At 56.4% G+C, this 20508-nt stretch carries 18 protein-coding genes; 8 read left to right on the top strand and 10 right to left on the bottom strand.

All coding sequences use genetic code 11. The features are described 5' to 3' along the window. Positions 1-26 precede the first annotated feature (26 nt). The 5 genes from gyrB to dnaA form a co-directional block, all read right to left on the bottom strand. Positions 27-2057, bottom strand: coding sequence for a DNA topoisomerase (ATP-hydrolyzing) subunit B (gene gyrB / locus O3648_RS06400; RefSeq protein ID WP_279741955.1), 2031 nt, complete (start codon positions 2055-2057; stop codon positions 27-29). A gap of 417 nt (positions 2058-2474) precedes the next feature. Further along, complete coding sequence (locus O3648_RS06395; RefSeq protein WP_279741956.1) at positions 2475-3170, bottom strand: DUF721 domain-containing protein; 696 nt, start codon at positions 3168-3170, stop codon at positions 2475-2477. Beyond that, complete coding sequence (gene recF / locus O3648_RS06390) at positions 3163-4404, bottom strand: DNA replication/repair protein RecF (RefSeq protein ID WP_314078030.1); 1242 nt, start codon at positions 4402-4404, stop codon at positions 3163-3165. The genes O3648_RS06395 and recF overlap by 8 nt, the downstream gene beginning before the upstream one ends. A gap of 205 nt (positions 4405-4609) precedes the next feature. After that, on the bottom strand, positions 4610-5734 hold the full coding sequence (dnaN, locus tag O3648_RS06385; protein WP_279754405.1) for a DNA polymerase III subunit beta: 1125 nt from the start codon (positions 5732-5734) through the stop codon (positions 4610-4612). Between the two features lie 787 nt (positions 5735-6521). Beyond that, a complete protein-coding gene (gene dnaA / locus O3648_RS06380; protein WP_371569139.1) occupies positions 6522-8222 on the bottom strand; it encodes a chromosomal replication initiator protein DnaA in 1701 nt (566 codons plus the stop codon). 571 nt (positions 8223-8793) lie between these two features. Here dnaA and rpmH point away from each other — a divergent pair. The 8 genes from rpmH to O3648_RS06340 all read left to right on the top strand — a co-directional run bounded on the left by rpmH (position 8794) and on the right by O3648_RS06340 (position 15074). Beyond that, positions 8794-8931: a 50S ribosomal protein L34 gene (gene rpmH, locus O3648_RS06375; protein WP_005504094.1), complete on the top strand. Its 138-nt coding sequence runs from the start codon at positions 8794-8796 to the stop codon at positions 8929-8931. A gap of 126 nt (positions 8932-9057) precedes the next feature. Further along, positions 9058-9423: a ribonuclease P protein component gene (gene rnpA / locus O3648_RS06370; RefSeq protein WP_371569137.1), complete on the top strand. Its 366-nt coding sequence runs from the start codon at positions 9058-9060 to the stop codon at positions 9421-9423. Further along, entirely contained in the window at positions 9420-9893 is a 474-nt protein-coding gene (gene yidD / locus O3648_RS06365; protein WP_314078024.1) for a membrane protein insertion efficiency factor YidD, read from the top strand. Before rnpA ends, yidD begins: the two co-directional genes overlap by 4 nt. 51 nt (positions 9894-9944) lie before the next feature. Next, complete coding sequence (gene yidC, locus O3648_RS06360; RefSeq protein WP_279741962.1) at positions 9945-10934, top strand: membrane protein insertase YidC; 990 nt, start codon at positions 9945-9947, stop codon at positions 10932-10934. A gap of 111 nt (positions 10935-11045) precedes the next feature. Next, complete coding sequence (locus tag O3648_RS06355) at positions 11046-11612, top strand: R3H domain-containing nucleic acid-binding protein (protein WP_279741963.1); 567 nt, start codon at positions 11046-11048, stop codon at positions 11610-11612. 1 nt (position 11613) lies between these two features. Further along, entirely contained in the window at positions 11614-12255 is a 642-nt protein-coding gene (gene rsmG, locus O3648_RS06350; RefSeq protein WP_279741964.1) for a 16S rRNA (guanine(527)-N(7))-methyltransferase RsmG, read from the top strand. A gap of 455 nt (positions 12256-12710) precedes the next feature. Then, the gene (locus O3648_RS06345; protein ID WP_279741965.1) at positions 12711-13553 is read left to right on the top strand and encodes a ParA family protein; all 843 of its coding nucleotides are present in this window, start codon (positions 12711-12713) and stop codon (positions 13551-13553) included. Between the two features lie 237 nt (positions 13554-13790). Next, positions 13791-15074, top strand: a complete 1284-nt coding sequence (locus O3648_RS06340) for a ParB/RepB/Spo0J family partition protein (protein ID WP_371569133.1) — start codon at positions 13791-13793, stop codon at positions 15072-15074. A gap of 111 nt (positions 15075-15185) precedes the next feature. Here the strand turns inward: O3648_RS06340 and trxA are convergent, their stop codons facing one another. From trxA to O3648_RS06315, 5 genes are all read right to left on the bottom strand, one after another. Further along, on the bottom strand, positions 15186-15512 hold the full coding sequence (trxA, locus tag O3648_RS06335) for a thioredoxin (RefSeq protein WP_371569131.1): 327 nt from the start codon (positions 15510-15512) through the stop codon (positions 15186-15188). 53 nt (positions 15513-15565) lie between these two features. After that, positions 15566-16600, bottom strand: a complete 1035-nt coding sequence (gene trxB / locus O3648_RS06330; RefSeq protein WP_279741968.1) for a thioredoxin-disulfide reductase — start codon at positions 16598-16600, stop codon at positions 15566-15568. 246 nt (positions 16601-16846) lie between these two features. Further along, complete coding sequence (locus tag O3648_RS06325) at positions 16847-18037, bottom strand: serine/threonine protein kinase (RefSeq protein WP_371569129.1); 1191 nt, start codon at positions 18035-18037, stop codon at positions 16847-16849. A gap of 196 nt (positions 18038-18233) precedes the next feature. Further along, positions 18234-19898, bottom strand: a complete 1665-nt coding sequence (murJ, locus tag O3648_RS06320) for a murein biosynthesis integral membrane protein MurJ (RefSeq protein WP_371569126.1) — start codon at positions 19896-19898, stop codon at positions 18234-18236. Positions 19899-19960: 62 nt separating this feature from the next. After that, entirely contained in the window at positions 19961-20464 is a 504-nt protein-coding gene (locus O3648_RS06315; RefSeq protein WP_279754399.1) for an NUDIX hydrolase, read from the bottom strand. Positions 20465-20508 lie beyond the last annotated feature (44 nt).

The raw sequence follows: 20508 nt of genomic DNA, 5'->3' as shown, positions 1-20508 counted from the left end.
TCATATGGGGTATATACCGTTTCGGGCTAGATATCAAGGAAACGAATGTCCTTGGCGTTCTGTTGAATAAACTCACGGCGAGCTTCCACATCTTCACCCATCAGAACAGAGAAGATCTGGTCAGCAGCAGCTGCATCCTCCATCTTCACCTGCAACAGGGTGCGGCGTGCTGGGTCCATGGTGGTGTCCCACAGTTCGGTGTAGTCCATCTCGCCCAGACCCTTGTAACGCTGAATACCGTTATCCTTGGGCAGGCGCAGGTTCTTTGCGGCACCACGATCCAGAGCCTCATCACGCTCAGCGTCCGAGTATACATAGTCGTGCGGCGCATTCGACCACTTGATGCGGTACAGCGGCGGCTGAGCCAGGTACACGTATCCGGCCTCAATCAGCGGACGCATAAAGCGGAAGAGCAGAGTCAGCAGCAGAGTCGTAATGTGCTGACCGTCCACATCCGCATCCGCCATCAGAACAATCTTGTGGTAACGAGCCTTCTCAATATCGAAGTCATCACCAATACCGGTACCGAAAGCGGTAATCATCGCCTGAATTTCAGCATTCGACAGGGCACGATCTAGGCGAGCTCGCTCAACGTTCAGGATCTTACCGCGCAACGGCAGAATAGCCTGAGTATTCGGGTTACGACCCTGGACCGCCGAACCACCCGCAGAGTCACCCTCCACCAGGTAAATCTCAGAAATCGACGGATCTTTCGAGGAGCAGTCCTTGAGCTTACCGGGCATGGAGCTGGTTTCCAGCAGACCCTTACGGCGGGTCGTCTCGCGTGCCTTACGAGCTGCAATACGTGCCTGAGCGGCAGTGATTGCGCGGCGCACGATATCCTTAGCCACCGCGGGGTTACGGCCGAACCAGTCGCCGAGGTGATCATTCACCTCACGCTGGGTGAAGGACTTAGCCTCCGAGTTACCCAGCTTAGTCTTGGTCTGACCTTCGAACTGCGGCTCAGAAATCTTAATCGAAATCACCGCGGTCAGGCCCTCACGCACATCTTCACCGGTGAGGTTATCGTCCTTATCGCGCAGCAGCTTATTCTCACGCGCATAACGGTTCACCAGCGAGGTCAGAGCAGCACGGAAACCTTCTTCATGGGTACCGCCCTCATGGGTGTTAATCGTGTTCGCGTATGAGTAGACGGATTCCTTGTATGCACCGGTCCACTGCATTGCCACTTCCAGGCTCATATTGCGGTCGGTGTCTTCAGATTCGAAGGAGACAATCTCCTCGTTCACGATGGTCTTCGCACCTGCATTGAGGAAGTGCACATAGTCGAACAGGCCGTTGTCATAACGGTAGGTGACGGTCGTGAAACCCTCAGCATTCGCGCGCACGCGGTTGAGGGTATTCGCCTTCTCCTCGTCGGTAACCTCGTCACCAACGAACTTCTCGCGCTCATCAGTTAGGGTAATGGTCAACCCCTTGTTCAGGAACGCCATCTGCTGGAAACGTGCGCGCAGAGTCTCAAAGTCGAACTCAACAGTCTCGAAAATCTCAGGATCCGGGTAGAAGGTCTGGATAGTGCCGGTCTTATCGGAAGGCTCACCACGGCGCAGGGGGCCATCCGGCGCGCCACCGTTAGAGAAGGAGATATGCCATGCGTAGCCCTGACGGTGCACCTCGGTAATCACGCGGGTCGACAGTGCGTTCACCACGGAGATACCCACACCGTGCAGACCGCCGGAGACCGAGTAGCCGCCGCCACCGAACTTACCACCGGCATGCAACACGGTCATAACAACCTCAACGGTGGACTTGCGCTCGGTGGGGTGCTCATCCACGGGAATACCGCGGCCATCATCCTTCACACGGACAGAACCGTCAGCCTGAATGGTCACGTCAATTTCGGAGGCGTAGCCAGCGAGCGCCTCGTCAACCGAGTTATCTACAACCTCGTAGACCAGGTGGTGCAGACCGCGCTCAGTGGTCGAGCCAATGTACATGCCGGGGCGCTTGCGAACCGCTTCCAGACCTTCCAGCACGGTAATATCGGATGCACCGTATTCATGCTGCTGTTCAGATGCATTCTGTTCAGATGCCACGAGGCAGAACTCCTTGAGTAGATGATGCAACCGGCGAAGAAAAGTTACGGGTAGTCAAGAGCGGAGCCTAGAACGCCTCACAGAGGGCACAAGAAAGTGCCTATTACAACCCGTGCTGCCGGTAGTGCCCATAGGTGGGCACACTTTACGCATTGTCTCTTTTATTTTACCGAGCAAGAGAGCATAAAACCATCTGTATACGTCATTTATTGAGCTTTTTGAGGGCTATCACCCGCTCAAAAGCCCACAAAGGCGGTTTAGAGTGGTTCAACCCCCTCTTGAGGTAAGGGGGTACAGTTCACAGCCTCGTGGGGATTGCTGGCGCTTCTATAGCTTTCATGCCGTGTAGAAAAAGGCTTATTTTGACCTAACGCTGTTCAACCAGAAGGTGCCCGAGAGTCGGGGTCAATCAGAAGGCTACCCGTATGTGTCGCGTACACCGCGCATGCCGGTAGCGCGCCGATAGCCTCGCTGATTCCAGTGTCCGTTGTTCGGACCCAGTACTCGAACTTGAGCTACGATACCTTCACCCAGTTCGTGGCGGAATAGTTCAATGAGGTGCCCCTGCATCAGGCGCAGCTGAGTCGTCCAGGCGGTAGAGTCGCATTGGACTTCAACAATGGAGTTTTCGAAGCTGATCGGGCGGGTGTGCGCCGCGATTTCAGGACCCACCAGCTCTGCCCAGCGAGCCAGCACACTAGAGACTGCCACGGGCTCTTTCCATCCGCGAGAACGCATCAGAGCACTGACGATACCACCGAGGGGTTTGGGATCGCGAGAGCTCTCTCCGGGGCCGCTATAGCCGCCCATAACGCGGGGGTCCCAGCCCTGCGCTCGCAGTGATTTCTTCTTCGAGGCGGTGCCGGACATGACCGCACCAAAATCGCGCATAATTTTATTCGCTGAGAAGACGTTCAGGGGCGCCTCGCCGCGTTCTTGAGCCGCCACTCGCATGCGGGTCAGCAGGGCGGAGGGGGCATCCACCTCGTCACGGTAGAACTCACCTACGCAGTCAACCTCGCGCGGATTTTGAGTCTCCACAAACTGCGATTCCGCGAATTCATCGAATGTTTCACGTGAAACATGGTTTTGGGGACGGGTGGGGTTACTCATTGCCGTCACTCTCCTCGAGCGCAGAATCGGTTGAGCTCGACCGTCCCGCAGAGTCAGTGACAGAGTCGGTGGCAGGATGCGCATACTCGGCGTGTCCCGCGGTCACCGACACCAGCCGGTAGTCGCCCAGCTCCTCCGGAATATCACTAAGTACCGCGCAGGTAATCAGCACCTGCTCCGCGCCAGCAACCATCGCACCCAGGCGGTGGCGGCGCGCAGAATCCAGCTCCGCAAACACATCATCAAGAATCAGAATCGGCGAAGAACCCACCGAGGAGTCATCCTCAACATGCACAAACCAGGACGCCAATTTCAGTGCCAGCGCAAAAGACCAGCTCTCCCCGTGCGAGGCAAAATGCTTCACCGGCATGCCGCCGAGAAGCAGGGTAATATCCTCACGGTGCGGACCCACCAGGGTCACGCCACGCTCAATCTCATCGCGCCTACGCTCCGCAAAACCACGCATCAAAGCCTCCTTGAGGTCCTCAATGCGCATCAGCGCCGCATGCTCGATTGAGCGCTCGCCCATGCTCGAAAAAACAGTCGACTCATAGTTGAACCCGACCTCTTTAGAGCCGTCCGTCAGCCCCGCATAGGCGCGGCGAAGCTGCGGCAAAAAACGCTGCAGCAGACGAAAACGCGCAGAAAGCATCTGGGCGCCCAGAGTCGACAGCTGCTCATCCCACACCAAGAGTGTGCTCAAAGCGTTCTCGTCCCGCGCCTTACGCTGCATGGATTTCAGCAGCGAATTACGCTGCCGCAAAATCCGCTCATACTCGCTACGGTAGCCGGCAACCACCGGACGCAAAGAGATAGCCAGCTCATCCACAAAACGACGACGACCCGCAGGATCCCCCTTCACCAATTGAAGATCCTCCGGAGAAAACAGCACCGTGCGGGCAATACCCAGCGCCTCCTTAGCACGAACCGGCGCGGCACGATTAATGCGCACCCGGTTACTCTGCCCCGGAGCAATCTCAAACTCAGTCACCGTCTGCTGCGAACCACGCACCGTACGGGTGCGAATATAAGCTCGCAAAGCGCCCATCCGCACCAGCGGTCCGTCATAACTTACACGGTGCGAAGATAGCGACGCTGCATAGTCAATCGCCTCAACAATGTTGGTTTTCCCCACACCATTCGAGCCCAGAAACACCGTAACTCCCGCCGAAAGAGGCAGACTCAGCAGAGCGTAGGTGCGGTAATCCAACAACGAAATATGGTCGATATACACCGGAAGCTCCTTTCACGGGGTTTCATACGCGGGTTCTTAGCTAGGGTTCTTATCTTAGGGCTTCACGGCACCCTGCTGGAAGGCACAGTGAGAGGTCACAATACTAGGTTTTTCCGCGTGGATGAGCACAGAAAAAACAGCGCAACCCCGCACATACTCGCGGCGCATGGGCACCGAAAGACGTACGGGGCGGCAAAGGCTGGAACTAGTTCGACGGCAGGCGAACCGGCATCAGCAGGTAACGGTAGTTGCGGTCATCCTCAGCCAGAGGCTCGTTCTGACCGGAAATCACGGCGGGCTTCGGCGCATCGGTGAAGGAGAAACGAACAAACTCAGTACCGAAAACCTTCAAACCATCCGAGAGGTAGGCGGGGTTGTACGCAACGGTGATGTCATTACCTGACAGGTGCGCCTGCAGAGTCTCGGAAGCCTGAGCCTCATCACCGCGGCCGGCATCAATAGCAACCGAACCCTGAGTGAATTTCAGACGCAGGGGAGTATTGCGCTCCGCCACGAGGGAGATACGTCGAGCAGCCTCAGCCAGATCGGAGGTGCGAACAACTGCGTGGATTGGGGTCTGCTCCGGGAACAGTGCGCGGATGTTGGGGTAGTCACCGTCCATTAGAACACTGGTGGTGCGGCGGGAGCCGGCAGTAAAGCCGATTAGCTCGCCGGCGGCGGGCAGAGCGATAGACAGTTCACCAGATCCGGAGAGGGTGCTACCGACCTCAGAGACGGTCTTAGCCTTCAGCAGCACAGCCGCCTGAACATCGGGATTGACCGGGTTCCACTTAATTTCGCGCATTGCCAGGCGATAGCGGTCGGTGGCAAGCAGGGTCATGGTGTCGCCATTAATTTCTACGCGGATACCGGTCAGCAGCGGCAGGGTCTCATCTTTGGACACCGCAATCTGAACCTGCTTAACGGCTTCAGCGAACTCAGCGCCGTCCACGGTACCGGAAATTTCGGGAAGCTCGGGAAGCTCAGGGTAGTCCACGACCGGCATGCCAGCCAGCTGGAAGTTAGCGGAACGGCAGTGAATACGAATAACGGACTCATCTGCAGTGAACTCGACGGGCGCGTTCGGCAAAGAACGGCAAATTTCTGCCAGGATTTTGCCGGGAACCAGGCAAACGCCTTCTACTTCAACATCGGCTGCAATGACCTGACGGGCGCTAGTCTCGTGATCGAAGCTTGCGATGCTAACCTCACCTGCGGAGGCGGTAATCAGCAGACCGTTGAGTACGGGGGAGGTGGGACGCAACGGAAGTGAGCGTGCCGTCCAGCCGACTGCTTCGGCAAGGACATCGCGTTCAACGGTGAATTTCATCGAGAAGGCGCCTTTCACGGAATTAGATAGTAGTTTTTGGGCGCACGTAAAACTTTGGACGATAGAGCCGGAAATACCGCGTGCTCTGATGCGCAGTGAATCTTCCGCGCGCGCGTCTATCCATCCTACCGGATTTTGTAATTACACAGAGACTCGAAGGTCAATCCTGTAGTGAAAAATTGGGTGGGGTAAGGCATTAAGGGCCGCTGTATTTTTGTAATTACAAAGATAGGTGGAAGATGCAGTGAATCCAGTCGAAAAAAGATTCGAACTAGATGATGATTCAGTGTTGGTTTCTTATGCAAACCCAACCTCAGAGATAGCATGCAGCAATCAATCCAAATCCGCAAAAATCTACGATTTTCAGTAGGGACACATAGAAAAACCTTAACCAGCCCGGTTTGTTGAGCAGAACGACTTGTTATGGGGAGGATTTTTTCTTTAAGTACAGTAGTATTGTTAACGCTTGTGGAAACGGTGGAAAACCCCTTCCTTGCCTGCAATGACACGGAAGTAGCCTGTGGACATTAAGTGGAAGAATCCACTCAGTGCTGAGGATGCATTGTGTATGGATATTTATACATTTTCTCGATTCCACACCTTTTGAATATTCATGCACTTAACGTCCACACGAATGCATGAGTTAAAGCACAGCTTATCCACACCCCGAAAATCCACTTTTTCGAGTCACTAAAATCCTTGAATCCAGCGTGAATGCTCGCCCGGAATCCTATAAAACATCTAGTCGAGGCGCAAAATAAGCTACGGAACGGGGAGAAAAGCACATTTAGCCGGCGGCACGCTGCTCCTGGCGGATCAAATTCGTCAGTTCAGTCACCTGATTGAAAATTGTCTGACGTTCAGCCATCTGTGCGCTCACCTTACGCACCGCGTGCATCACCGTCGTATGGTCGCGGCCACCCAAATCGTTGCCAATACGCGGTAGAGACATCTCGGTCAGCTCACGCAGAAGATACATCGCCACCTGACGCGCATTCGTGAGTGTACGGGTGCGAGACTTCGACTGCATATCCTCAATGGAGACATCAAAATACTTCGCCACCGTCGCCAAAACCAGTGCTGATGTAATCTCCGCGCCACCGGTATCAGAGAGCAAATCCTTCAGATAAGTCTCAGCCTCAGCCAGGGTAATGGGCTCCGGCGGCTTCTTCATCGAGGCGGCAGCGCTCGCACGAATTAGCGCGCCCTCCAACTCGCGAATATTGGCCGTGACATGGGACGCAATGTATTCCATGACGTCATCGCGCACCGGCAAAATCTCGTTCTGAGCCTTCTTCCGCAGAATCGCGATACGAGTCTCCAGCTCCGGAGGCTGCACATCCACATTCAGGCCTGAACCGAACCGTGAACGCATACGCTCAGCAAAACCGGTCAGCTGCTTCGGCGGCAAATCAGAGGTAATCACGATCTGCTTCTGGTGGTTATACAGGGCGTTAAACGTATGGAAGAACTCTTCCATCGTCGCTTCTTTACCCGCCAAAAACTGGATATCGTCAATCAGCAGAACATCGACATTGCGGTAAATCTGCTTGAACGACGAACCCTCATCGTCACGAATCGAGTTAATGAAGTCATTCGTGAACTCCTCAGAATTCACGTAGCGTACCCGCAAATTCGGGTACAGATACTTGGTGTAGTGGCCGATTGCGTGCAGCAGGTGGGTCTTACCCAGACCCGAACCGCCGTAGATGAACAGCGGGTTGTAGACAATGCCGGGCTGCTCCGCCACTGCGAAAGCGCTTGCGTGCGCAAAGCGGTTGGACTGACCAATCACGAAGGTGTCGAAGGTGTAATTCGGGTTCAGTCGGGCAGAGCTATCCCAAGTCGGCACGTTTTCCGGGTCTTCATGCGGATGCACCTGCTGAGCCTCCGGTACCGCCGGGGCGTCCGGAACGAAAGAAGGTGTCTGGTATTCGCGAGGAGATGGCGCCTCAACAGGAGCTGTCGGAGCGGGCTGCTGTACGGAGGGGAATCCGGCACGCTCCGCCTCCAAAGCGTGCATAGAGGGGCGGGTGACCTGCTCATCAGCGGGCACCTCGTAGTGGTCCGGACCCGGATGCGGCTCCGTGTAGTACTCAAAGGCACGCGAGCCAGCGGGCGTCTCGGGATGCACAGAAGCCGTCGTTATCGAAGGGGTTGGCTGGTGCTCGACAGGCACCTCACGCTCACCCTGGAAAACGTCCTGACTTGCAGGTTCAACCGGAAGCATCGACTCATTCACATCGAAAAGCGCGGTGGTCGAGGGGCCAAAAGCCTCGTGCAGAGCCGCACGGAACGAAGCACTAATCTGTTCCTCGAAGACTGCACGGGTCAGCTTATTCGGCACCTCAATGATGAGACGAGAAGAACCCATCAGACCCTGAGGCTGCGCAAGATTCACGAAACCACGCTGACGTGCCGTCACTGCCGGATCAGCGGCAAGAATAGAGATCAGATGCGCCCAGCGCGCCTGAAGGGAGTCGGTCATGGAATTCTTTACTTTCACTCGATGTGAAGCGGTGGTTCAGTAAAGAAAATCATGCCGGAAACCACCGCGAGGTCATTAAGATTCTACCCGCTTAATGCACAGGGGAGGAAAGTTATCCACAAGAGTTTTCCACACGGTGGAAAACTTGTAATTACAGAGGTGGATAAGTAGTGGATTTGAGTGTGTAGCAAGGCTTCTTCCTTGATATTTAGCGGAACAGCCTGGTAATGCATGGGTGTGGATAACTCACTAATAATAGAAGGGTTGGATGAGATATACACCGTGGTGGATATTATGCTGCCGTAAATATCCTCAGATTTGCACCCCATGAGCTAGTAGTGTCTCCGCATCCTTAATACCCACTGAAACCCCCGCCTCCTCAGAACAAACGAGCCTGGAATCACGCGGAAAAAAGCGTCAAGAACTTGATTTACGCCCTCCACTCTTCTAAAGTTGTGCTGTTGTGTGTGCACCGTCTACTGCGAATAGTCGCGGTACCTCCGTGCACCAAGAAGCGTACGGTTCCGATACCTGTGAGGGCACGAACCGCAAAAAATCAAGGAGACAAAGTATGAGCAAGCGTACTTTCCAGCCGAACAACCGCCGTCGCGCTAAGAAGCACGGCTTCCGTCTGCGTATGCGTACCCGTGCAGGCCGCGCGATTCTGTCGAGCCGCCGCGGTAAGGGCCGCGCAAAGCTCTCGGCCTAATCACGGCATATAGTTCGCCCGCCGATGCACACGCATCGGCGGGCGAACTATCATTAAGCGTGAAATACATGCGGAGATTAGCTCACCACAAGAGCCGAATCTCCCACACTACGTAAAGGGGAACACGTGCTGCCTCAACGGCACCGTATGCGCACCAGCGCTGAATTCTCCCACGCCTTCCGTTCCGGCATCCGTACAGGACGTCGGAACATCCTTATATCTACGGCGAAAAATCCTGGAAAAACAACCCAGGTAGGTTTTATTGTGTCGAAGGCGGTGGGCAACGCAGTCACACGCAATCTGGTCAAACGCCGGTTGCGTGAACTTGCTGCGTTCACCTGCGCCGCGCATCCGGAAGGCTACGCCATCGCGGTGCGAGCACTTCCCGCCTCCGCGAGCGCCAGCTGGGATCAGCTGCGGCGTGATTACGAATCGGCACTTGAGGCTACTTTCGCTAAGCTCGACCTGCCTCAGAGTAAGGAGAAGCCGTGAGTCGTCCCCAGCGTGAGCGCTGTGAAGAACGCTTCCATGCGCATAACAGCGGCACCTATAGCGCCTCTGCCGAGATTCTGGGCCCCGACGAGTTGCTGGCTCTAGCACCTAACGAATTCGTGAGGGCTGAAACTTTCCTGCAGGCACTCTACGTTCTACCGCAGAACCTGCTGATTGCGTGTATGAAGGCCTACCGCAAGGTCATCTCCCCCCTCTATGGGGATGTGTGCCGCTACTACCCGACCTGCTCAGCCTACGCCCTGGAGGCGCTGACTACCCACGGCGCGATGCGCGGGCTTTCCCTGACGGTGCGCCGTATTCTGCGGTGTGTTCCCTGGGCGACCGGAGGTATCGACCCAGTTCCGGAGGGGAAGCGTACTTTCGCTCCCGGAGCAGAACCGAAAATTATTCTGCTCAACCACCCCCATCTTTATAACCCTCACACCGGCGGTGACGCCTGCCCTGAGTAGGCGGTGCCTCCCACACAATGACTTAGCCGAGTCCTTAAGGAGTATTCCCGCGTGAATATTTTTGATTTGATTCTTTGGCCGTTTAAATGGATCGTCTCCGTGGTCCTATGGCTGTTCCACACTCTTTTCACCTCGCTGGGCATGGACCCGGCTTCCGGTCTGACTTGGGTTCTGTGCATTATCTTCCTGACCCTGGTGATGCGTACCCTGACCATTCCGCTGTTCGTCAAGCAGATTAAGGCTATGCGCGGTATGACCGCGATGCAGGGCGATATGGCGAAGCTGCAGGAGAAGTACAAGGGTAAGAAGGACCAGCTCTCCCGCCAGGCTATGGCTCAGGAGCAGATGGAAATGTACCGTAAGCACGGTACGAACCCCTTCGCTTCCTGCTTGCCGATTCTGGCGCAGATGCCGATTTTCTTCGGTCTGTACCAGGTGCTGATGGGTATTCCCAACGCGGCGCAGCACAATGAGAGCCTGCTGATGCTGCCGGCTGACCTGGTTTCTCAGTTCAATGGCTCGCAGATTTTTGGTGCGCAGCTGTTCGCGACCATGCTGCACCCGGGTGCTGGTGACGCTACCGCTACTGTCGTTCAGGCTGTCATCATGATTGTTCTGATGAGTGCGACCCAGTTCTACATTCAGAAGCAACTGAGTGTGAAGAACATGTCAGAGGCGGCTCTGAACTCTCCGATGTTCCGTCAGCAGCAGATGATCATGTACATCTTCCCGATCATTTTCGCTGTCTCCGGTATTAACTTCCCGCTGGGTGTTATGTACTACTGGACTGTTTCGAACATCTGGTCGCTGGGCCAGCAGTGGTGGGTTATCCGCAATAACCCGACCCCCGGTTCTCAGGCTGAGCGTGAGCTGAATGCCCGCCGGGCAGCGAAGGGCCTGCCCCCGATTGGTAAGACCCGTGAGCAGCACGAGAAGGACTTGCAGGAGGCTCGTGAGCGTGCCGCAGCTGGTCAGCGTCAGCAACCGGTTGGTAAGAAGCGCCAGAAGCAGCAACGCAATAAGCAAAACGGAAAGAAATAGTTTCTTTCCTTGACTCGGGCCGGGTTCTCGCCGTTGTTGGCGCGGGCCCGGCACCGTGTATGAGATACTTTTTACCCCTATGACACCCCTCCTAATACCCCGAGGACAATCGTGACTGAAGCTATGGAATATGAGGACGAGCAGCTCGTTGAGGAGCAGCTTGTAGAGGAGCCCCTTGAGGGCGAAGTAGACGATTTTGAGGACATCGACGAGGAAGGTGATATTGCCGCTGACTACCTCGAAGAGCTTCTTGATATTGTCGATATGGATGGCGACATCGATATTGAGGTGCGCAATAACCGCATCTACCTGTCGGTCGTCAATGAGGATGATGACAATGAGGAACTGCGCCACCTGGTTGGTCGCCACGGCGAGGTTCTGGAGGCTTTGCAGGAGCTGGTGCGTCTCTCAGTCCTGGCTGGTAACGGCACCCGTTCCCGCCTGATCCTGGACATTGCTGGTTATCGTGCTGAGCGTCGTGAGCAGCTGGAGAAGCTTGCCGCTGACGCGATTGAGAAGGTGCGCGCTACCGGTCGTGATGAGCACATGAAGCCGCTGAGTGCGTATGAGCGTAAGGTGGTCCACGATGTGGTGGCTGCCGCTGGCTTGTACAGTGAGTCTGAGGGCGAAGGCCCCCGTCGTCACGTGGTGATTTCTCTTCCCGAGGCAGGAGCCTAGTATGGAGACTTCGATGATTACTCTCAACGAGAGTGAGCGCGCCGCAGCGGAGACTGTGTTCGGTGAACGCCTGCCTTTGGCGGAGCGTTACGTGCAGCACCTGGCGACGACCGGTATTGAGCGTGGTCTGATTGGCCCGCGTGAGGTGCCGCGCCTATGGGCTCGCCACGTGCTGAACTGTGCCGTGGTGCAGGAGTACATCGCGCTGAACGCGTCGGTGGCTGATGTTGGCTCTGGTGCCGGCCTGCCCGGTCTGTGTCTGGCGATTGCCCGCCCGGATTTGAAGCTGACCCTGATTGAACCTCTGGAGCGCCGCGTGATTTGGCTGAATGAGGTTGTTGAGGATCTGGGGCTGGAGAACGTGATCGTGCTGCGCTCGCGTGCTGAGCAGGCTGTGGGTGCCGTGGAGGCCGATGTGGTGACTGCGCGTGCTGTGTCCGCTCTGGTGGGTCTGCTGGACATCACTCTGCCGATTCTGCGCGGCACCGGTGAGCTGCTGGCTCTGAAGGGTCGTAGTGCCGCGGAGGAGATTACTAAAGCAAAGAAGAAGCTGAACCGTTACGGTGCGCGTGAGACCGAGATCCTCACCGCCGGCGGTGATCTGCTGGAAGAGCCGACGACGGTGGTTCGAGTTCGCCTCTAAAGGTTTCGTCCTGAGTGGGCGGTGCCGCAATGAGCTGGTGAATATACTGGCTTACGCGGTGCCGCCCATTTTTGTGCGCCTACTTGCCGGGTGCGCGCAGCAATTGCATCCGTAGAGTACATAGAATGACCTCTCGCGTGGAGTATTGACCTGATGCCGGGTACCCTTAAGGAAGGACTGAAACCTTAGACTCTTCTATATCAAAGCCTGCTGGTTCACTAAGGGCCCCGAACCCTTCACAAACCATTCAGGTATCACTAATGTTTCACGTGAAACACTACAGGCTTCATTACCTCACGGAGTATGTTTCACGTGAAACATACTGAGATGAGTGAATGGTGGGGGAGCGGAGGTTGAATCCTCCTTGCGTACACATATCTCAGAGTGTTGCCACACGCGAGGCATTAGAAGAAGTATCACCGTAGACGCACCACCCGAATTATGGAAGGCACCCGATGACTCCTCAAGCTCAGAAATCTGTTGCAGATTTGCTCCCCAAGCCTGTGCATACGCGTGTCTTCACCGTGTCGAACCAGAAAGGCGGCGTGGGTAAAACCAGTACTGCAGTGAACCTCGCAGCTGCACTCGCGGAGGCTGGTCTCAACGTCCTGGTGATCGATAACGACCCGCAGGGTAACGCCTCAACCGCACTGGGTATTGAGCACGGCGTGGATGTTCTCAGTGTCTACAATGTCCTGATTGAGGATAAGCCGCTTTCTGAAATTGTTCAGGAATGTCCCGATATGCCCGGCCTGTTCTGTGCCCCCGCCAATATCGACCTCGCTGGCGCGGAGATTGAGCTGGTCTCTCTGGTCGCACGTGAGACTCGCCTCAAGAACGCCCTGATGGACTACACTGAATGGCGCGAGAAGCAGGGTATGGAGCGTCTAGACTATGTCTTCATCGATTGCCCGCCGAGCCTCGGCCTGCTGACCGTCAACGCCTTCGTCGCGGCAGAAGAGATTCTGATTCCGATTCAGTGCGAGTACTACGCACTGGAAGGCCTGAGCCAGTTGCTGAAGAATATTCAGATGATTCAGAAGCACCTGAACTCTAAGCTGCGCATCAGCACGATCCTGCTGACCATGTACGATGCCCGTACCAACTTGGCGTTCCAGGTGGCAGAGGAGGTGCGCGAGCACTTCCCGGAGGAGACTCTGAGCGTGAAGATTCCTCGCTCGGTTCGTATTTCTGAGGCTCCCAGCTATCAGCAGACCGTCATCACCTACGATTCTTCGTCGACTGGTGCACGCGCTTACCGCGAGGCAGCACAGGAACTCTCACGCCGATTTGCATAATCTAAATCTTTTGAAATGAGCCTTTTTGAAGTGTCTATTGATGATTCAAAAGGGTTCATTTTGTGCGGTATTTTCTGGGTTAAACCCAAGAAAACATCCTTAAAGAATTAATTATCAGGAATAATTCGGATTATGTGCTGTGCAGTTTTCTCTCCTGCTTTCGAGTGCTTATTTCGTTTACACTAGATGAAGAAGAAAAAAATGAGCGGGCTCGTCCGGGAGTCCTAAGGAGTAACGATGGCTGAAAAGCGACGCGGCTTGGGTCGTGGCCTGGGGGCGCTGATCCCTCAGAGTACGAAGAATTCTGGTAATGCTGAGGCGAAGGCATCTGAAAAGACTGCACCCAAGAAAGCATCTACTCCGATTGAAGAGTCGATGAGTGATGGCCTCTTCGAAATGGCTCATGAGGCCAAGCCGGAGAAGCAGCGCAAGAGTGCTAAAGCTGAGTCTGTAGAAGATAAGCCTGCTGAAGCTGTACCTGCTCAGGAAAAGCCTGTTGAAGTTCAGAGGGTAGAGGAGAAGGTCGAAGCTCCCGCCTCCTCGCAGAATGTTTCACGTGAAACATCGAAGAAGAAATCCCGTGTGGACATGGGCGCGGCACTGCGCAATACCACCCTGACTCGCCGTCCGGTGGACTTCTTCTTTGGTGAAGATGTTTCCACCCCGCAGTCTGCTTCCGAAGAGCGGGGCGGTCTGGTCCCGGTTCCCGGCGCCCAGTTTGCTGAGCTGAATGTTCGTGATATTCACCCCAACCGCAAGCAGCCCCGCACCGATTTTGATGAGCAGGATATGGAAGAGCTCATACATTCGGTACGTGAGATTGGCGTTCTACAGCCGATTGTCGTGCGTCCCTCGCGTGAAAACGGTGCTGAAAAGTATGAACTGGTCATGGGTGAGCGCCGCTGGCGTGCAACCCAGGCAGCTGGCCTGAGCACCATCCCGGCGATTGTTCGTGAGACTGAAGACGGCGATCTGCTCCGTGACGCCCTGCTGGAGAACCTGCACCGCAGTCAGCTGAACCCCATTGAAGAAGCGGCGGCGTACCAGCAGCTCATGGAGGAGTTTGACACTACTCAGGAGCAGCTGGCTAAGCGCATTGGTCGTTCTCGCCCCCAGATTTCAAATACGATTCGTCTGCTGAAGCTGCCAGCTCTGGTGCAGCGTCGCGTTGCGGCGGGTATTCTTTCTGCCGGTCACGCTCGTGCCCTGCTGTCTCTGACAGACCAGGCTCAGATTGAGACTCTCGCACAGAAGATTGTGAATGAGGGACTGTCGGTTCGTGCAACCGAGGAGCTGGTGAACCACGCATCCGGCACTGCAGAGGTGAAGGAACGTAAGACTCCTCAGCCTCAGAAGCACCGTGAGCGTCTGGACTATATTGCGGAGGCTTTCGCTGATAAGCTCGATACTTCGGTGAAGATTTCGCTGGGGGCCCGCAAGGGTAAGATGACCATCGAATTCGCGAATGTCGAGGACTTGAACCGTATTATCCGCGTTTTGGATTCTGATTTCTCGGGCTAAATTTTCACATAAAACAATATTTGGCAACTGAAATCAGTTGTATATATAAAAACCCTCGGTGATGTTTCATGTGAAACATCACCGAGGGTTTTTCTCTAGATTCTCGAAAGATTAGCCCAGGTGCTCGGAGAACTCGCCCAGCAGAGCGGACTTCGTCTTAGCACCTACGGTCTTCTTGATGACCTCGCCACCCCTGAAAAGGTAGATGGCGGGAATAGAGGTAATGCCGTACTTCATGGCGGTATCGCCATTTGCTTCAACATCCACCTTGACCACATCGACCTGACCGGCGTACTCACCAGCAATCTCGTCGATCACGGGGCCAACCATGCGGCAGGGGCCACACCATTCAGCCCAGAAGTCTACGATAACGGGCTTGTCGTTCTTCAGAACCAGTTCGTCAAAAGTAGTATCAGTTGCCTGCTGTGCACTGCTCACGGAGTGCTCCTTTCTGACACGGGGCGGATTCCCCTGCGAGTAATACGAATAGTTTAGAGGTTTTCGAGGTAGTGCTGCGCGTCCAGAGCGGCAACAGCACCGGAACCAGCGGCAATAATTGCCTGGCGATAGGTCGGGTCAATCACGTCACCGGCAGCAAAAATGCCGGGAACGGAAGTCTTCGACGAACGACCCTGAACTGCGATGGTGTGGTTCTCGGTAATCTCCAGCTGGTCACGTACCAGTTCCACGCGAGGGTCGGATCCAATAGCGATGAACAGACCCTGAACGGCCAGCTGACGCTCAGAACCGTCCTTGGTGTTGGTCAGAGTAATCGACTCGAGGTTGTTCTCACCGTGAACGGCAGTGACAGCCGAGTCCCAGACAACCTCAATCTTCGGGTTGTTGAAAGCGCGGGTCTGCATGATTTCCGAAGCACGGAAAGAATCACGGCGGTGCACCAGGTACACCTTGGAGGCGAAGGTCGTCAGGAACAGTGCCTCCTCCAGTGCGGAGTCGCCACCACCGACCACTGCGATTTCCTTGTCCTTGAAGAAGAAGCCATCGCAGGTTGCGCACCAGGAGACGCCGTAACCGGAGAGTCGATCTTCGCCCTCGATGTTGAGCTTACGAACCTGAGAACCGGTGGTCATGATGACGGTCTTCGCCAGGTGAACAGCACCATCTGCGGTGTAGACCTTCTTAACGTCGCCGGTGAGCTCGACCTTTTCCACGTCCTGGTAGCGGATGTCCGTACCGAAACGCTCAGCCTGCTGGCCAATGTTCTCCATCAGCTCGGGGCCCTGGATACCCTGAATGAAACCGGGGAAGTTCTCCACCTCGGTGGTATTCATGAGGGAGCCGCCGGGTGCCAGAGAGCTGGCGAAGAGGACGGGCTTCAGCTCGGCGCGTGCCGCGTAGATTGCCGCGGTGTAGCCCGCGGGGCCGGAGCCCACAATAATGACGTTGTGGACGGTTGCGTCGGCCTCAACCTCGGCAGTCGGTGCCGCTTCGGTGGCGGGTGCGGATGCCAGGTTCAGGTTGCCCAGGGCGGCGCCTCCGAAGAGGCCTCCCAGATTCTCAGTCATCGGATATGTCTTTCCCTTGTAGGTCTTTCGTTATGCCCCTATAACAGGGCTTTATCCTCGATTATTCCATTTTTGGGGGACCCTTATCCAGATACTCCGCGCACTGTGAATCTTTGAGTAGCGGCCCTGCCATAAAGAGTCATAAATGGACATCAAAAAGGGCGTGGTTTCCGAACTGTTGAGTTCAGAAACCACGCCCTTATGTCTGGGGTGCGAGCGCCCTGTCGGCGTCGCGTTATGGGTTGATTAGTCCACCTTGATTTCGTTGATGCGCAGACCGTAATTCCAAGTTCCAATCGGCAGGGTGAGGCGGGGTAGTTCGTTGACCACGATGATCACGTAGGCGCCCTTTTCAATGCTCTGCTTGGAGGTGTCCAGGGTGACGACTGCATCCTTGCCTTCAAAGGTGCCCTTGCCGACCTCAACCGCGCCGTTTAGGGATGCGGAGCTATTGGTGTAGACGGTGAAGGAGCCGCCGACGCCGGTGTTCTGCTGGATGGTCAGCTTGGAGACGATGGTGGGGGTCTGCAGCTTCAGCGCCAGACCGAATTCCTTGATGGTGCCGGCGTAGTTGGCGGTGCCGAAGCCGTAGCTGATCCATGCGGTGTTGGCGTTACCGTCGGTCAGGTGGGGGATGAGGGTGTCCATGTCGTTCATGAACGTGGGGTTCGAGGGCGCGAAACGAGCCACGGATGCGATTTTAGCCGGGTCGTTTGATGCCTTAGCGGTCGGGGATGCCGATGCGCTGGCGCCTGCCGCAGCCGATTCGGATGCCGAGGCGGAAGACTTGGGGGTGTGTGGTGCGGCTGCCTGGTTGGAGCCGATTGCACCCAGGGAGGTGAGGATACTGCCTGCGACAATGACGAGTAGCAGGACTGCTGCCAGGGCGACTGCCCAGGTACCGCGGCTGCCGTCTTCTTCGTCTTCGTCATCTTCGTAGATGCTGGTGGGCTCGGAGTATGCGGTCACTGCCGCACCGCCGGATGAGCTCCAGTTCTTGGCGGCGGTGATGCTCTCCTGGTTAGCGGCGGAGGAAGAGACCTTCTCGTAGGTGTTGGGGGAGCTGCTGCTCTCGGAGTCACCGAAGATTTCGGTGCCCAGTGCGTCTTCTGCGTTGGAGAGTGCGTGGTTTTCGATCAGCAGGGTGTCCAGCAGGGTGTCGGGGCGGGTGTGGGAGGTGACGAGGTAGCGGCTACCTTCGGGGGTGATGCCCAGGTCGAGGATTTGGATGTTGCCGCGTGCGTTGGTTGCGAGCGCGCGGGAGTTTGCTTCCAGCAGTGCGCTGCGGCTGGGCGATGCGATGACGACCGAGACCTTACGGTTGAGAACCTGGTCGGTGCCTTCAAGCACCATGTCGGATTCTGCCGTAATAATGATGTGTGTGGTGATCTCGTAGCGGCCTCCGAGGACCGATCCGACCGGAAACTGTTGCGACAACGTGTTCTCCCGAGGTGGTTTCATAGTGCCTGCCGTGTGGCGGGCCCTGACTATTAGATTCTACCCGGCATTGAAGGATACCGGGGCTGAGTGATAGTTTGTTGCGTTCGGGTGGTTGCCTATGTCCTCTGCGGGCCCTGGTGTGGGGTGCGGTGGGTACACGGACAGCTACCCTGGTTGGGCGTTGTGTGCTGCCTTAGCGGCGGGCAAAATGCTCAAGTTTCGAGGTTAGGGGTGCCAGTAGTGCGTTGGCTTCCTTGACGCGGAAGATTTGTATGCCGGCGAGGTATGCGAGGCCCATGACGGTGCCGCATACGGCGAGGGTGATGATTGCGGTGAGCTTGGATGCCCAGGCAAATCCGTCGAGCTGGTAGCCGCCGAGCAGCCAGAGTGCAATGGCCGTGATGCCTCCGGCGAAGAGGGAGGCGAGGGTTGTGCGGGCGTAGGTGCTGACGATGCCGCGCTGGCCGTAGTAGCCGAGGCGGCGGCGGACCATGTGGTGGCTGATGAACATGATCAGGATGTTGTGCACCGGGTAGATGAAGGCGAGCATGTACACGGTGTACTGTGCGTTGAGCAGGGATGCTGCGAAGCTCATGATGACCATGATGATGGCGGAGTACACCTGGATACGGAAGGGGGTGCGTGCGTCTTCGCGGGCGTAGAGCACGCGGCTGTAGAGATAGTTGATGGTGAGGGTGGGGGTGCCGAGTGCGGTGATGACGATGAGCTTGGCGATGATGGTTGCTGCGATGGGGTCGCCGCCGCTGAAGAGCACTGCGATGGGCCCTGCCAGGACTATGAGCGCGACCATGCAGAAGACGGTGGCTACGGCTGCGTTGCGCAGGCCATGGGAGAGTGCGTAGATGACGCTGTCGCTGTCGTCGGCGATGGCGGAGGCGCTCATGCGGTTGAAGAGCACGGTGGCGATGGAGATGCCGATGACGCCGTGTGGGAGCATGTACAGCATGGAGGCGTAGTTGAGTGCCTGCAGGCCGGGGATTTGGATGCCGAGGGTGGCGTAGTGTTCGCGCTGACCGACGATGCCTGCGGCAACCTTGGTCATGTAGAGGAATGCGAGGTTGGAGATGATACCGGAAGCGAGGGTCCATGCGGCGAGCTTGGAGGCTGCGCGCAGGCCGATACCTCGCCACGCGAAGTCGGGCTTGAGGCGCAGGCCGAGCTTGCGTAGGGGGATGAACAGGACGAGCGCCTGCATGATGACGCCGAAGGTGGAGGAGCCGGCGAGCACAAGGGTCTGTGCATTGGTCCAATTGTCTACGGTGTGGATAGGGTTGGGGTTGGGGGTCTGTGCGCCGAAGATGAAGATGAACAGGAATAGTGACAGGATGGTGATGACATTATTGAGTACGGGTGACCACATGTAGGCACCGAATGCGTCTTTGGCATTGAGGACCTGTCCGATGACGGTGTAGAGGCCGTAGAAGAAGATTTGGGGTAGGCACCAGAGGGAGAAGATGAAGCCGAGCTGTCGTTGTTCGGGGCTCCAGCCTGAGCCCATGATGCTGATGAGGGGCCAGGCGCAGGCGACGGTGATGAGGGTGATGAGGCCGATTGCGGTAATGGTGAGGGTGACGAGTTTGGAGATGTATTGTGCGCCGCTGTCTTGTGCTTTGGCCGCTTTGATGATTTGCGGTACGAGGACTGCGTTGAACACGCCGCCTGCTACGAGGACATAGATGAGGTTGGGCAGGGTGTTAGCGGTTTCGAAGACGTCGCCGACGGTTGAGAGTGAGCCGATGGCTACGGTGAGCAGGATGGTCTTGACGAATCCGAGGATGCGCGAGACGAGGGTGCCTGCTGCCATGATTGCGCTTGAGCGGGCGTCGTTACGTGCCACGTAGGTCTCTCCTGTGTCGGCGGGTGATTGCTTCTTTTATTTTTGGGCTCTTCGGCGGGTGTTTAGAGCTGGGTGGTGATGTATTCGCGCGCACTGCGGGCTATGTGTTGCTCGTTGGCGAATGAGAGGCGGGTGGGTAGCTCTTCGAGGGGAACCCAGGCGACGTCGATTGCTTCGTGGTCGGGGTCGTTGTCGATGCTGAGTTCGCCGCCGGTTGCTGCGAAGAGGTAGTGGTGCACGGTTTTGTGGATGCGCGTGCCGTTGGATGTGAACCAGTAGGCGATGGTGCCGAGGGAGGCTACGGGGTAGCCGGTGATTCCGGTTTCTTCGCTGATTTCGCGTTGTGCGGCTTCGACGGTGGTTTCGCCGTGTTCGATGTGGCCTTTGGGGAGGCACCATTCGCGTTGGCCGTTGCGGTTGATGCGGGCGATAATGGCTACGGGTAGCTGTTCGGGTCGGTCGAAGTCGATGATGAGCCCGCCTGCAGAGACTTCTTCAGGGGCGGGTACCGCTCGCACGGGCGCGGTGAAGCGCGTTTTGGGGGCGCGGGGTACGGGAATGCTCATGGTTCTACCTTAACTGATAGGCTGAGGTTTTTGTGTCTCGGTTT

This window comes from Rothia sp. 27098_8_161 (genome assembly GCF_041432905.1).
In the GTDB taxonomy this organism is placed as follows: Bacteria; Actinomycetota; Actinomycetes; order Actinomycetales; family Micrococcaceae; genus Rothia.
This window is presented reverse-complemented; position numbering and strand designations above follow the sequence as displayed.